Source organism: Mariniflexile sp. AS56 (assembly GCF_030552475.1).
Taxonomy (GTDB): Bacteria; Bacteroidota; Bacteroidia; order Flavobacteriales; family Flavobacteriaceae; genus Mariniflexile.
In genome coordinates this window covers 550984-566382 of the sequence record NZ_JAUPED010000001.1, presented here as the reverse complement: position 1 = coordinate 566382, position 15399 = coordinate 550984, and the positions used below count along the sequence as shown (strand labels likewise).

Annotated in this window: 8 protein-coding genes; 6 read left to right on the top strand and 2 right to left on the bottom strand. The window is 35.1% G+C overall.

The window, feature by feature from the left end:
* The first annotated feature begins 78 nt into the window (after positions 1 to 78).
* From Q5N74_RS02585 to Q5N74_RS02560, 6 genes are all read left to right on the top strand, one after another.
* Positions 79 to 6705 (top strand): LamG-like jellyroll fold domain-containing protein, encoded by a 6627-nt coding sequence (locus Q5N74_RS02585; RefSeq protein ID WP_304387128.1) that lies wholly within the window; start codon positions 79 to 81, stop codon positions 6703 to 6705.
* Between the two features lie 87 nt (positions 6706 to 6792).
* Entirely contained in the window at positions 6793 to 7254 is a 462-nt protein-coding gene (locus Q5N74_RS02580) for a hypothetical protein (protein WP_304387127.1), read from the top strand.
* Positions 7255 to 7358: 104 nt separating this feature from the next.
* Positions 7359 to 10763 (top strand): isoleucine--tRNA ligase, encoded by a 3405-nt coding sequence (ileS, locus tag Q5N74_RS02575; RefSeq protein ID WP_304387173.1) that lies wholly within the window; start codon positions 7359 to 7361, stop codon positions 10761 to 10763.
* 4 nt (positions 10764 to 10767) lie between these two features.
* Positions 10768 to 11148 carry a TraR/DksA C4-type zinc finger protein gene (locus Q5N74_RS02570; RefSeq protein ID WP_304387126.1) on the top strand — a complete coding sequence of 127 codons (381 nt, stop codon included), beginning with the start codon at positions 10768 to 10770 and terminating at the stop codon, positions 11146 to 11148.
* Between the two features lie 104 nt (positions 11149 to 11252).
* Entirely contained in the window at positions 11253 to 11873 is a 621-nt protein-coding gene (locus tag Q5N74_RS02565) for a lipoprotein signal peptidase (protein WP_304387125.1), read from the top strand.
* Positions 11874 to 11952: 79 nt separating this feature from the next.
* On the top strand, positions 11953 to 13860 hold the full coding sequence (locus tag Q5N74_RS02560; RefSeq protein WP_304387124.1) for a hypothetical protein: 1908 nt from the start codon (positions 11953 to 11955) through the stop codon (positions 13858 to 13860).
* Here the strand turns inward: Q5N74_RS02560 and Q5N74_RS02555 are convergent.
* Complete coding sequence (locus tag Q5N74_RS02555) at positions 13857 to 14420, bottom strand: 5-formyltetrahydrofolate cyclo-ligase (protein WP_304387123.1); 564 nt, start codon at positions 14418 to 14420, stop codon at positions 13857 to 13859. The genes Q5N74_RS02560 and Q5N74_RS02555 overlap by 4 nt on opposite strands.
* 7 nt (positions 14421 to 14427) lie before the next feature.
* A complete protein-coding gene (locus tag Q5N74_RS02550) occupies positions 14428 to 15399 on the bottom strand; it encodes a succinylglutamate desuccinylase/aspartoacylase family protein (RefSeq protein ID WP_304387122.1) in 972 nt (323 codons plus the stop codon).

Below are 15399 nucleotides of genomic sequence, written 5' to 3'. Positions count from 1 at the left end.
ATGACTAAGTTTTGAACTCAGCGAAAATTTATATTAAAAGACACTTGATGACGTAATTTTATACTAAATCAAGGAGTTATGAAGATAAAGTTACGGTTTGTATTATCTGTTTATTTTTATTTTGCAATGGGGTTTATGGTTTTTTCACAATCAACAGACCTATCTATTTCGAAATTAATCGTAGATGATTATTTCCCAAGTGTTGGTCAAGTAATTGTTTACACTTTAGAGATTACAAATATTGGTCCTGTTACAGCAACAAATGTAAAGGTAGAAGATAAATTATCTTCTAACCTAACATATGTGGTTAGTACCGGAGATGGTTTATACAACCCATTAATTGATGAATGGGATGTGGGCACCATTAATGTTGCAGAAACAAAGCAGGTGCTTATTTCTGCACTTGTTAATCCTGGTACTTCAGGAACTCATATCAATAATTTAGCAACCTTGAAATCTTCTAGTCAGTCAGATTCTAAGGCAAGTAATAATTTTGCACGTGCAGAAGTATTTGTGGATCCTGCTAATTTGGAATTAACCAAATCGGTTGATGATACCTCTCCAGATGAAGGGCAAACTGTTGAGTTTACCCTAAAAGTGAAAAATAATGGGCCTTCTAATGCCACGTCGGTGCTTGTGAACGATTTAATGCCTGATGGATTAACCTATGTTTCAGATGATAGTGGCGGAACTTATGATAGTGTTTCTGGTGATTGGACCATTGGTACCATTTTAGATGGCGATTCCATAGAAATAAACATTCTAGCACAAGTTGATGCCAATACAGCCGCCAAAACCATAACAAACAACTTTACTTTTGTGAGTTTTGATCAAGCGGATGATGACAGGTCTGATAATAAGGCGGCTGTAGAATTATTCGTAAATGGTGCCGATTTACAAGTTACAAAAACGGTAAACGATACAAATCCCGAGGTTGGTGATGTGATTACTTATACCATCATAGTAACCAATAATGGCCCTTTAAAAGCTAACGATATTACGGTTTTAGATAATTTACCAGCGAACATTAATTATAGTTCGTCTACAATAACTCAAGGAAATAATTATAATAGTTTAAATGGTGAATGGTTTGTTAACGATTTAAATGCAGGTGCATCTGCCACTTTAACTATAGATGCTTCGGTTGGTCTTTTTGCAAATAGGCAGTTAAGAACCAATACAGCCAGTATACAAAGTGTAATAGAACCAGATAGTGTGGTTGAAAATAATTCAGACAGCGTTGATATTGGCGTTGGTTCTGCAGATATAGAAGTAGTTAAAACAGTAAATGCACTAACGGCCGATGAAGGTTCGTTGGTAACTTATACTATTCAAATAATTAATAATAGTACTACCACAACAGCATATAGCTCGAGTGTTCTCGATGTTTTACCAGAAGGTGTTACTTATGTAAGTGATGATAGTGTTTTAAGCTCTACCACTTACGATGCGACTACAGGTATTTGGGATTCTGGCGATATAACAAATGGTACGTCTAAAACGTTAACCATTGTTTGTTCTGTAGATGCAGGAACTGCTGGTTTTGTGATAACAAATACAGCTACAGGTTCTTCATTAATGGAGGATACTAATACAGCAAACAATCAAGATTCTGCCTCTTTTCAAGTAAATGGTGCCGATTTAGCAATTACGAATACAGTAGATGATGCAGCTCCTGTGGAATGGGATACCATAACCTATACGGTTACAGTAACAAATAACGGTACAGATGCCACTACGAATGTGAGTGCATTGGCCGAAATACCTTTTTCATTAAATTATGTGTCGCATTCCCCATCACAAGGTTCTTTTGATAATGCTACTGGTGTTTGGGCTATTGGAGCCGTTGCAAACGGGGCTTCGGTAACTTTAGATGTTACGGTAATAGCCAGGTTAGGTGGTTGTGTTTATTATCCTGTGAGTATCACAGCTTCCGATGAACCAGATGGTATTACCTCAAACAATTCCGCGAAAGCGACTGCTCATGTTAAAAAGTGGTTTAATGCAGGTGCATCTATTATAGATATGGGTGTTTCACCTCAAACATATAATAACGGACTAGTGCCTTATGGATTAGTGTATGAATTAGTAACAAACCATCAAGTACCTGTGTATTGGTTAATAGCCTCTCATAAAACATGGGGAAATACCGGTGTAAAACAAGATCACACCGATGTGACTATCGATGGAAAAGATTATAAAGGTGGACCTTTTGTAATTCCTGCAGAGTTTATGAATATTGCGCAACCCGTAATTGATTTATGGCTTACAGATTATCCAGGGTTAACAATTGATGCAGATTTGCCTGAATTTAATGGGCATATGTATGATTATATAACCAATTTTCCACGAGCTGTTTTAGATGAAGATAACGGAGATAAAATACAATCAGCTTTTTATGATAAAACAAATGTGCCTTATTCGTATGGTAGATTAGGAACGCCAGATGATTTAACGCTTTGTGATGATATTTATACGATGCCGCATGCCGATCCTCAAAACTGGGATGCATCAACCGTAAATACCTTAATAGATTTTATTGAAAATGGTGGTTATTTTTGGGCAGCATGTCACGCTGTGAGTGCCATGGAAGCGCTTGTAGATACAGATAATAATGGTATTCCCGATCTTAATTTATTATCCAATAATGGTTTAATCCCATGGGGTGATCATAATGATGGTACGCCAGCTTATAGCTATAATGCTGTAAATAGTCTTTTTAATTCAGGTGAAACCGCTTCAGATCCCTTAATGCAGTTTATGAGCACCATGGATGGTTCTTTACAAAACGGGTCAGAACAGATATATCTTCCAGACACAGAAGGGTGGAGAAGTACAACCGTATTGGCTATTACAGATGATGATCATCCGGATGTTATAGACGGAACCTTTCCAACCGGACCAGCTGCCGCTTTGGCTTATGGTAGAGCTTTTGGAAATGAAGATTTTGGTATGGTGATGTATGAGGGTTCTCATAGTATTTCTGGTGGTACAGAAGCAGAAGATGTTTCAGCGGCGAGAGCCTATGGTAATTTTGTACTTCAGGCAGGTATAGAACGTAGGCCGGAGATTAAATTAGACTTTATTCAAACTAAAATAGAAAATAATTTAACATTAAGTATTACAGGGGAAGTAAGTGGTATTTCGCCACCTTTCACCTTTCAATGGACCGATTCTTGTGGAGGTAGTTTCGACGACCCGAATGCCTTAAATGTAACTTACACACCAACAGCTGTTGGTAATGAGCCTTTAGAGTGTTTGTTAACTTTAAAAGTGTTAGATAATTGTGGAAGAGCCAATTTTGTATCCATGATTTTAATAGTGGATAAAGATTCTGATGGTGATGGTGTTTTAAATGGAGATGACTTAGATGATGATAATGATGGTGTCCCAGATGCCATTGAAGACGGAGGAAACTTAGTAAAAGATTCAGATAACGACGGTGTTTTAGATCGTTTAGATTTAGATGCAGACGGCGATGGTATTTTCGATATCATTGAAGCTGGTTTATCAACAGCACAAATAGCTGCGTTTGATACGGATAACGATGGTGTTATTGATGCGAGTTATAGTTTTGGTACAAGTGGTGTTATTGACGATTTAGAAATTTCAGCAGAATCGGGAACCGTAGATTATAATGGTAATGGATTAGAGGATGATTTTACGAATTCAGATTCTGATACTTATAATAACTTTCAAGATATCGATGCAGATAATGATGGTATTCCAGATAATATAGAAGCACAAACCACTTTAGGTTATGTGGTGCCAGATGCTGCGGTAAGCACTTTAGGTGTTAATAATGCCTACCCCAGCGGCATCATACTAACAGATACAGATAGAGATGGTATTCCCGATTATATTGATGCAGATTCTGATAATGATGGTGTGCCAGATATTCAAGAGAATGGGATGGCTAATACCTTATTAACTTTAGATGCCGATTTGGATGGTCTTGACAATGCCTTCGAAGGTCTTTCACTTAATGATTTTGATGTGAATGATGAAATTGACGATCCGTCAAGTTCTATATTGCCGGATACAGATGGCGATTTATTGTCTCTTGGTGATTTAGATTACAGAGATTTGTTTAACGTAAACCCACCTCAATTTTCTACTTTAGATTTTGATGGTGTAGACGATTATTTATCAACACCAACCTTTATAGACGGTAACAGTAAAGTAACTATTATGTCTTGGATAAAAGCCGACCCAGATAATGCTTTAAAAACCAATGTTACTATTGCTGGTGAAGATGAGTCGTGTCGTATTTATTTAAACAGCGGGAATATTCCTGGGTTTTCAGTAAAATCAGGCGCAAATGCCATAACAAGCGTATTGGGTAGTGCTATAAACTATAATGAATGGCACCATGTAGTTGGTACCTTTTCATGCGATACAGGAATTCAAAATTTATATGTAGATGGTTTGTTAATTACAAGCACAGATACAGGAAATACAGGAGGTGTTATTACAAATACAGGCGATGCTAATGGTGCGTTTGAAGTAGGAAGACTTTCTAAAAATGTTGCAGAGCAAGAATATTTTAAAGGAGATATTGATGAGGTGCGTGTGTTTAGTGAAGCCCTATCTGCAGATCAAATTCAAAAAATGGTGTATCAAGAAATTGAAAATAATTTAGGTTTGGTGCGAGGTGCCATTATAGATAAAGATATTGAAGACGCTACAACCAATGCGACCGTATCATGGGTAAATTTATTGGCCTATTACCCTATGACAAGTATTGTTAATAATATCACTACAGATTTCTCTAGTACTTCAAAAGAACTGTTTTTACATAACATTACAACCTTTCAAGAACAAACGGCGCCCATGCCATACGTAACAACTGCAGATGGAGATTGGACTACCGAGGCAACTTGGTTACATGGCGATGTTTGGGATATAGAAGATACCTCAAGCAATAAAGATTGGAGTATTATTCAAATAGAAAATAATATTGTTACTAATAGTTCTGTTGGAACAGTTGGTTTAATTATAGATGAAACTAAAACATTAACAGTTAATGGCGATAATCAAGTATATAATAGCTGGTATTTCGAGCTTAATGGTACTTTAGATCTTCAAGATGATTCCCAATTAGTTCAAACAGAAAACAGTGATTTGGTAACTTCAGCAGTCGGTAAAATTTTAAGAAGGCAAGAAGCCAACCCAAGTGTGTATTGGTATAACTACTGGTCGTCTCCTGTTGGAGCCGCTTCAGCATCTTCATTTATTGATGATAATACAGCGTTAAATAACCCAAACAATACATCCTTTAGTTTAGATATGCTAAAAGAGGGTAATTCAAGTGATATTGTATTTACATCTGCATATAATGAGGTTGGAAAAGTAAGTACCTATTGGTTGTATACCTTTAAAAACGGATTAAGTTATTGGTACTGGAAATCTTTAAACCCGAGTGCAGCGATAACACCAGGAATAGGCTATACCCAAAAAGGAACAGGTAACCCAGGTTTAGAACAGCAATATTTATTTGAAGGTAAACCAAACAATGGTACTATTTTAATAGACGTAACCGATGTTGGTGGCGCTGGATCTGAAACTGGAGTTTCTAAAACAGATTTTCTTTTTGGAAACCCATACGCATCTGCTATAGATGTGCATGAGTTTATAGATGACAATGCAGGAATTATTGGCGGTACCTTACAAATATGGCAACAGTGGGACGGTTATACTCATTATTTAGACGAATATAAAGGCGGTTACGCACAAGTAAATAAATTAGGTTCGGTACGAGCATTTCAATTTGTTGGTATTGATGGCGATGCCACAAATGAGCATAATGGAACTAAAAAACCATCCAGGTACATTCCAGTAGGTCAGGGGTTTATTGCAGAAATAATAGCTGATGGTCAGGTTGAATTTAATAATTCACAACGTGTTTTTATAAAAGAAGCCGATGCTAATGGCAGTTATTCTACGGGGTCTTCATTTTTGAAAACAACCAATAATAAATCGAATAAAGCAGCTAAGGTTGCAAATACGAGCGACTTCCAGAAAATTCGTTTAGAGTTCAATTCAGTAAATGGGCCAGCAGTAAAAAGAGAGTTGTTATTAGGCTTTAGTGATTTTACTACAGATGACTTTGATTATGGATACGATTCCAGAAACTCATATAACAATGCCAACGATTTAAATTCGTTATTAAACGGAGAGAACATGACGATTCAAGCTTACTCTCATTTAACAGCAGATAAAGAAGTGGCGCTTAACCTTAAAACGTCTGGAACTTTTAATTATGAAATTAAAATAACAGAGTTAGAAAATATAGGAACAGATCAAGAAATATATTTAAGAGATAATTTAACTGGAACGTATTTCGATTTAACCCAAAATACAGCCTATGAATTTTCTTCTGAAGAAGGTGAATTTAAAGAGCGTTTTGAGGTGGTATTTCAAGCAAAATCAGAATTACTAAGTACGGAAGTATCTAGTTTTGAAGAAAACTTAATTTACTATCATAATAAAACCAAGAAGTTGTTTGCCAAAGATTTAAAAACGACTGTAGACACATTAACCTTGGTAAATATGCGTGGACAAACCGTGTTAGAGTTTAGTAACGTTACCGCGGAAACATTAGCCAAGGGTTTAAAAATTAGAAACATGTCTACAGGTGCTTATGTGGCGTGGTTTAAAACGGAAACAGGTCAAGTAATAACAAAAAAAATAATAATTAACTAGTTTCATAGCACTCATAAAAAAAGCCTAAACATTTGTTTAGGCTTTTTTTATGTTTTACATTCACATCTATTGAAAAACGAAAAATAGATGAAAAATTTAGCATATATATTATTACTAGTAACGGTTCTTTCTTGTGGAACTAAAACAACTTTAAGTACAGATGCCGCTGTGGCTAAAACAGAAAAAGCAACACTTAAAATTGATGCTAATAAAAATTTAAAAGAAACTTTAACAGAAGGCGCTTTAACCGATAAAGATGGTTTTAAAGATATTGGAACGTTTAAATACTACGTGTTTTTTGATGAAAATAGTAAAGAATTAGTTAAAATAAAAAACATTGAAATAACGAGTAAAACCATCACAGAGACTTATTATTTTTCGGATAATAAATTGATTTTCATTACTTCAGAAACTGCAAATACGCCGGCAAAAAAAATCTACATTCAAAACAAAAAAGTGGTTGCTAAAGAGCAAGTGAATGCGGAAGAACAAAAAATACTTTTAAACAAAGCAACTCGCTTTCAAAAAGCATTTAAAAAGGCGCAGTAGTTTAAATACCTCACATTTAAATTCAGGTAAAGGTTTTTGTTTATTTAAACATACTTTTTTATCAAAATTCCTTAATTTCGCTCCTCGAAATGAAATTTGATACAATGAGTGCTAAATTCCCTGAATATAAAGGTCTTGACTTGCCAAAAGTAGCTGACGAAATTCTTAACTACTGGCAAGAAAACAACATATTTGAAAAAAGTGTTTCTACCAGAGAGAACAACGAATCGTTTGTGTTTTTTGAAGGACCACCATCTGCAAATGGTTTGCCAGGTGTACACCACGTTTTAGCGCGTGCCATTAAAGATATTTTTCCACGTTACAAAACCATGAAAGGGTTCCAAGTAAAGCGTAAAGCAGGTTGGGATACGCATGGTTTACCTATTGAATTGGGTGTTGAAAAAGAATTAGGCATTACAAAAGAAGATATTGGGAAAACCATTTCGGTAGAAGATTATAACGCTGCTTGCCGTAAGGCGGTGATGCGTTATACAGATGTTTGGAATGATTTAACTCAAAAAATGGGCTATTGGGTAGATATGGACGATCCATACATTACCTACGAGCCAAAATACATGGAGTCTGTTTGGTGGCTGCTTAAAGAGATTTATAATAAGAGTTTGATGTACAAAGGGTACACCATTCAGCCATATTCTCCAAAAGCAGGTACAGGTTTAAGTTCGCACGAGCTAAACCAACCAGGAACGTATCAAGACGTAACCGATACGACTATCGTGGCACAGTTTAAAGCTGATGTTAACTCATTACCTGAGTTTCTAAAACAATTCGATCATTTACACATTCTTGCTTGGACAACCACACCTTGGACCTTGCCAAGTAATACTGCCTTAACAGTAGGTGCTAAAATTGACTATGTAGTTGTTGCAACATACAACCAATACACTTTCGAGCCTGTTCATGTTATTCTTGCTAAAAATTTAGTAGCAAAACAATTTGCTGGAAAATATAAACAAACGGAAGATGTTGAGGTATTAAGTAGCTATACAAAAGAAGATAAAAAGATTCCTTTTTTAGTGGCGGCCGAATGTAAAGGTGCTGATTTAGTAGGCATAAAATACGAGCAATTATTACAATATGTGCTTCCAAACGATAACCCTGAAAATGCCTTTAGAGTTATTGCTGGCGATTTCGTAACCACGGAAGATGGTACAGGAATTGTACACACCGCGCCAACTTTTGGTGCAGATGATGCCTTGGTTGCTAAACAAGCCGTACCTGAAATACCACCATTGTTGGTAAAAGATGAGAATGGAAACTTGGTGCCGTTGGTAGATTTACAAGGGAAATTCAGACCAGAAATGGGTGAATACGCTGGTAAATACGTGAAGAATGAATATTACAACGATGGTGAAGCGCCAGAGCGCTCGGTAGATGTTGAAATTGCTATTAGATTAAAAGAAGAAAATAAAGCCTTTAAGGTTGAGAAATATAAACACAGTTACCCAAACTGTTGGAGAACCGATAAACCAATTCTTTATTATCCATTAGATTCTTGGTTTATTAAGGTAACCGATGTAAAAGAACGCATGTTCGAATTAAATGAAACTATAAACTGGAAGCCAAAAGCAACCGGTACAGGACGTTTTGGAAACTGGTTAGCAAATGCGAACGATTGGAATTTATCGCGTTCCCGTTATTGGGGTATTCCATTACCAATTTGGAGAACGGAAGATGGTAAAGAGGAAATCTGCATCGGTTCTGTGGAAGAGTTGAAAGGTGAAATGGCGAAAGCGGTTTCAGCAGGTGTACTTTCAAAAGATATTTTTGAAGATTTCGAAATTGGAAACAATTCTGAAGAGAACTATGCGAAAATCGATTTACATAAAAATATTGTAGATGCTATTGTTTTAGTATCGCCATCGGGTCAAAAAATGTTCCGCGAAAGCGATTTAATAGATGTTTGGTTCGATTCTGGTTCTATGCCCTATGCACAATGGCATTACCCGTTTGAAAATAAAGATTTAATTGATAATGGAACCTCGTATCCAGCTGATTTTATTGCAGAAGGCGTAGACCAAACACGTGGTTGGTTTTATACACTTCATGCTATTGGTACTATGGTTTTCGATTCGGTTGCTTATAAAAACGTAGTGTCTAACGGATTGGTGTTGGATAAAAACGGACAAAAAATGTCCAAGCGTTTAGGGAATGCAGTCGATCCTTTCGAGACTTTATCAACTTATGGCGCCGATGCTACACGTTGGTACATGATTGCGAATGCCAACCCGTGGGACAATTTAAAATTCGATTTAGAAGGTATTGAGGAAGTAAAACGTAAGTTTTTCGGAACGCTTTATAATACCTATTCATTCTTTCAGTTGTATGCAAATTTAGATAATTTCACGTATGCTGAAGCGGATATTGCTTTAAACGAACGCCCAGAAATAGACCGTTGGATTCTTTCAGAATTAAACACATTAATCAAGAAAGTAGACGCGTTTTATGCGGAGTACGAACCAACAAGAGCAGCACGTGCCATTTCAGATTTTACACAAGATTATGTAAGTAACTGGTATGTGCGTTTAAGTAGAAGACGTTTCTGGAAAGGCGATTACCAACAAGATAAAATTTCGGCTTACCAAACGCTTTATACGTGTATGGAAACCATTGCGAAGTTAAGCGCACCTATTGCGCCCTTCTTTATGGATAAATTGTATTTAGATTTAAATGCCGTGACCAAAAAAGAAAGTTTTGAAAGTGTGCATTTGGCAAATTTCCCTGTGTATGATGAAGCTTTTGTAGATAAAATTTTGGAACGCAAAATGGAAGCGGCACAAACTATATCGTCTTTAGTGTTATCATTACGTGCTAAAGAAAAGATAAAAGTACGCCAGCCACTTCAAAAAATCATGATTCCTGTTACTAGTAAGCAACAAAAGGAAGAGATTTTGGCTGTATCAGATTTGATAAAGCATGAAGTGAACGTTAAAGAAGTTGAACTTTTAGAGGAAGCTTCAGAAATGTTGGTGAAACAAATAAAACCGAACTTCAAAACCCTTGGACCTCGTTTTGGAAAGGATATGAAGGCCATTGCTGGAGCAGTTACTAACTTTTTAGCAGAAGATATTAACAAAATAGAACAAAACGGTGTTTTAGATATTGAAGTTAATGGAAAAAATATAACTTTAGCACTTGATGATGTAGAAATTACATCACAAGATATTGAGGGTTGGTTGGTAGCAAACGAAGGAAATTTAACCGTTGCTTTAGATGTTACTATCTCTGAAGATTTGAAAAGAGAAGGAATTGCCAGAGAACTTGTAAACCGTATTCAGAACTTAAGAAAAGACTCTGGGTTTGAAGTAACCGATAGAATAGATGTTAAATTGCAAAGCGATGCGCAAATAGATATGGCAATAAATATAAATTTGTCGTATATTAAAGCAGAAACACTAACCGAAGATCTTGAAATTATTGATAAATTAGATAGTGGTATAGAAATTGCGTTTGATGATGTAAATACCAAATTGTTCATTCAAAAACATTAATATTATGAGCCTAGATTTAAATGTAAGATATTCTGATGCTGATTTAGCCGAATTCAAAGCGCTAATTCAAGATAAAATAGTGAAAGCACAACACGATTTAGAGTTGATTAAAAGTGCGTATATGAACGACCATAATAATGGAACAGAAGATACGTCGCCAACTTTTAAAGCTTTTGACGAAGGAAGTGAAGTGATGAGTAAAGAGTCTAACTCTGCTTTAGCTATTAGACAAGAGAAATTTATTCGCGATTTAAAAAATGCTTTAATTAGAATTGAAAACAAAACCTATGGTGTTTGTAGAGTTACTGGTAAGCTAATTGCTAAAGAGCGTTTAAAACTAGTGCCTCATGCTACTTTAAGTATTGAAGCAAAAAATATGCAATAATATTATTTTAAGTATATAATTAAACGTCTCGACCGATGCTTATCGGGTTTGAGACGTTTTTTTGTTTGGTTAAAACCGTGAATTTTAAATTGTAATTTTCGTTTATGTCATTAAAAAAATCAATCGTTCTAATTTTTATAGTTTTGCTTATCGATCAAGTCAGTAAAATATATATAAAAACACATTTCAAACTTCAAGAAAATATTGAGGTATTTAGCTGGTTTCAAATCTATTTTATTGAGAATGATGGGATGGCTTGGGGAACAAAAATTAGCGATTTTGTGTCTTTCATTTCAGACCGTTCTGCTAAAATATTTTTAACCGTATTTAGAATTGTTGCTATTTTTGGAATTGGGTATTGGTTGTTTGATGCCACTCGAAAAAATGCATCTAGAATTTTAATTCTATCAATCGCGCTTATTTTTGCAGGTGCTTTAGGTAATATTATCGACTCTGTTTTTTACGGTGTTTTATTTGAAGATAGTTTTAATCAAGTTGCCGCCTTTTTGCCAGAAACAGGTGGTTATGATAGCTTGCTACATGGCCGTGTAGTCGATATGTTGTACTTTCCGTTATTTGAGATAGATTTACCCGAATGGTTTCCATTAGGTGGCGGGAAACGCTTTAATTTTTTCGAACCCGTTTTTAACGTTGCAGACATGGCGATAAGCACAGGTTTTATCATGCTTATTGTTTTTAATAAAAGAGCATTTCCTAAGCATTAGGTTTTTCTATTGAGAATCAATAACTGTAAGTTTTTTTTCATAAATTGGAGCCTCTGTTTGATGTTTCAAAATATATAAAATGAACAAAAAAAGTCAGTTAAATAAATACTACATTCTCTTAATTATTTCATTTGCAATCTTCAATTTTTCGGTGCTTTCCGCTCAAGATAAATTTGGTATTATTTTTCCAGGAAATGATAGAGATCAAAAATGTCAAGAATGTATTCAGGTATTTAATCAGAAGCCAAAAGAGGTTCAATTTTCCATTGTAAGAGATCAAAATCGTTTATACTTTCAAGTAAATGATAAAGCATGGTTCCAAAAGCTTTTTAAGAATGCTCAAGATGGACTCGCTATAGACGTAGTTTCGAAAGAAATTTATGGTTGTGATGAAATTATTATTGGAAATCCACAAATAAAAGGCGAGTTGCTTCGGCCTGTTTTTACTCCAAAATTACGAGGAAGTTTAAAGCCATATGGAGAAAATTTATTTCGAGTGCATGTTGGGAATGTGCCAGAAGCATTGGTAAGTAAGGAATTAGAATTCAATATATTGTTTTTAAACAACAATAATTTATGTAGATATTATTGGATTTACCACTTGGAATCTTACCCTTGGGATTTGCTAGATATGGGATTGTACTTAGATTCTCTAACCTATAACCCAAAAGAAATAAAAACCATTTCTGATACTGAAGTTGTTATTAGAAATAAAACATTAAAATTTAAAATTCCATTCGAGAAAAACAAAGCAGCCTATTCGCAAGGGGATATTAAGCCCATTTATGATTCGTTAAGGTTGACAAATTATGATATAAAGGCGATTAAAATTAAAGCCTATTCATCGGTTGAAGGAAGTTTAGAACGGAATGTAAAACTTCAGGAATCAAGAGCGAATAGTATTGTTTTGGCTTTGCAATCATTCCAAAAGGCAACTATTAAAACAGAGGTTTCTTCATCTGAAAATTGGGTTGAATTTTTGAACGATATTAAAGGGTCAAACCATGAAAATTTGATTGAATTGTCAAAAAGTAAAATTAAAGAGCAATTAAATGATGGGCTTGCTGTCGAGTTGGAACCTATTCTGAAGAATCACAGAAAGGCCGTTTTAGAATTGGAGTTAGAAAGGAAAGATAAGTACGAGAACATGTCGCCAGATGAATTGATGAGCAAGTTTAACGCGACTATAAAATCTGAAGCTATAAGTGACGCCTTGGAAATTCAGAATTCCATTTTCGAAAAGTTGAAGAATAAAGTGGTTAATCCTGATTTTTTGGGTAAAATGGAGGTTCCAAAACAATCTAAATTTGTTAAAATATTTAATAAAAACTCAGCCTTTCGAAGTGTGTTAGATGTACGACAATCTTTAATTGTATATAATGAATTGCTAGAATTGGAAAAATTGGCGCCCAAAGATGGTGAAGTGAAGTACAATAAAACAGCTATTATGATAAAATTGTGGCGCCATAAAGCGTTGCCAGTAGACGAAGCAAAACTTAAAGGCGAAATTGCTGCTTTAAAGAGTTATAAAATAGATGCTGCGCTAATTGATAGAATGATGGTCAACTTTCATATTATAAAAGCTGAAAGTTTTATGCGTGAAAGGGATTATGAGAACAAGGATAAATCGGTGGCATTTATAAATAGTCATTATAAGAATTTCCCTTTATCAGATTACGATTATTTAAGTTTAGCCCAGTTTTTTAGTTATTATGCCAATTCAACTATGTCTGTTAAACTATTGGAAAATAAAGCGAAGAGTATTGATATTAACGAAGATTTATTGTTCTATTATTTAAACTTAACATTAATTGATAATGAATTGACGGAAGACTCAAATTACAGAACAATTATGTTGAATGCCATCAACATGAATAAAGAGCGTTATTGTAAATTATTTAATTCTATAGATAAGGGAGGTGTGACCTTTCAACTGTTACAAAACGATTATTTAAATGATGCCTATTGCGAGAATTGCGTTAATTAAAATTTGTAAACCTCCTTCGGCGTCACACAATAATCCAATCTAATATCACTTTCAAAAAGATTGGTTATTTCGGTTTCAGCTTCAAAAAAAGAAAGCCCAATTTTAATGGTTTCGGGTTTGCAGTTGGCTAAAAAGCGGTCGTAGAAACCTTTGCCATAGCCCACACGATTTCCTTTTTTATCAAAAGCTAACAGCGGTATGAAAACCACCTCAATCTTGTCGTTTAGAATTTCAATACCATCAACAGGTTCGGGAATGTTGTAGCTGTTTTTTTTAATAACGGTATTATCGGTTAAAAGAAAATGCGTCATCAAGCCGGTTTCAAAATCACTTTTAGAAATGAGAATGTGTTTGTCTTTGCCAGATAAAATATTTAAAATATAATCGGTATTTACTTCTTTGTGTTCTTCAATCGCTAAAAAAATGTGATAGAATGAAAGCTCCCAAATAGGTAATTTTAAAAGTTGATTGGCTATGGATAGGCTGAAATCATCAACTTCAGGAGTTGATAAGGCATTACGAAGGGTTTTATATTGTTTTCGTAATTCGGCTTTAAGCATGTTCTTATTAGCGTTTAAGTTTGGTGGAAATATGAAACAAAGCATCCCCTTGGTATACAATGGGCGATTCGTTTACATTAATGATATACCCAGAATTTGGTGCTTTAACAGCTTGGTTTAGTTTACCATAAGGGTCTGTAATATAGCCTAAAACATCGCCTTTTTTAACAAGGCTTCCAGTGGCTATAGTGGCCCTAAACATGCCTGAAAAACTAGCACGTTGCCACCTACTTTCATTAATAAATACGGTTTCCTTTTTTGCTATGGTTGCTTTAGAGCTTGTGTTAAGCATACCTAAATGTTTCAATATACGTTTAGACCCGTTAACACCATGAATGGTAACACTTTCATCAATATGAATGGATTTGCCACCTTCAAAAAGCAACATGTCTTTTCCTAATTTAAAACAGGTGTTTCTAAACGATTTGCTTAGGGTTTTAGAATACAACACGAAGGGTGCAGCAAACACTTTAGCCAGTTCGTTTAGCCGTCTGTTTTCTTTACTTATGCGTATTTGTGGTGCATTAAATCTACCCGAGCCACCTGTGTGAAAATCGATAACACAATCTACACAAGGAATAACGTCGTGTATTAATTTATGGGCAACACGACTGGCTAAAGAGCCGTCTACACTACCTGGAAACACGCGGTTTAAATCTCGGCCATCGGGAAATTCGCGTTTTAAATTTATAAACCCGAAAATGTTAATAACCGGAATACATATAATAGTCCCAATTTTAGGTTTATTAATGCCTTTGGCAATAAGCTGTCTTACAATTTCAACCCCATTTACTTCGTCACCATGAATACCAGCGGTAAATAATACAATGGGTCCAGGTTTTTTGGCGCGCTCAATAATAATAGGCACGTTTACCGGTGATGAGGTGTGTAAGTTGGCAACATCAAAATCGATCTCTTTGCTTTCGCCAGGATATATTTTGGTGTCTAGTATGGTTAGTATATTGTTCGCTAATGTCAT

Excerpts from the sequence above, each read along its gene's own strand:
- Q5N74_RS02560 (WP_304387124.1), top strand. The coding sequence starts at position 11,953 with ATGAACAAAAAAAGTCAGTTAAATAAATACTACATTCTCTTAATTATT.
- Q5N74_RS02580 (WP_304387127.1), top strand. The coding sequence starts at position 6,793 with ATGAAAAATTTAGCATATATATTATTACTAGTAACGGTTCTTTCTTGT.
- ileS (WP_304387173.1), top strand. The coding sequence starts at position 7,359 with ATGAGTGCTAAATTCCCTGAATATAAAGGTCTTGACTTGCCAAAAGTA.
- Q5N74_RS02555 (WP_304387123.1), bottom strand. The coding sequence starts at position 14,420 with ATGCTTAAAGCCGAATTACGAAAACAATATAAAACCCTTCGTAATGCC.
- Q5N74_RS02565 (WP_304387125.1), top strand. The coding sequence starts at position 11,253 with ATGTCATTAAAAAAATCAATCGTTCTAATTTTTATAGTTTTGCTTATC.
- Q5N74_RS02550 (WP_304387122.1), bottom strand. The coding sequence starts at position 15,399 with ATGACATTAGCGAACAATATACTAACCATACTAGACACCAAAATATAT.
- Q5N74_RS02570 (WP_304387126.1), top strand. The coding sequence starts at position 10,768 with ATGAGCCTAGATTTAAATGTAAGATATTCTGATGCTGATTTAGCCGAA.
- Q5N74_RS02585 (WP_304387128.1), top strand. The coding sequence starts at position 79 with ATGAAGATAAAGTTACGGTTTGTATTATCTGTTTATTTTTATTTTGCA.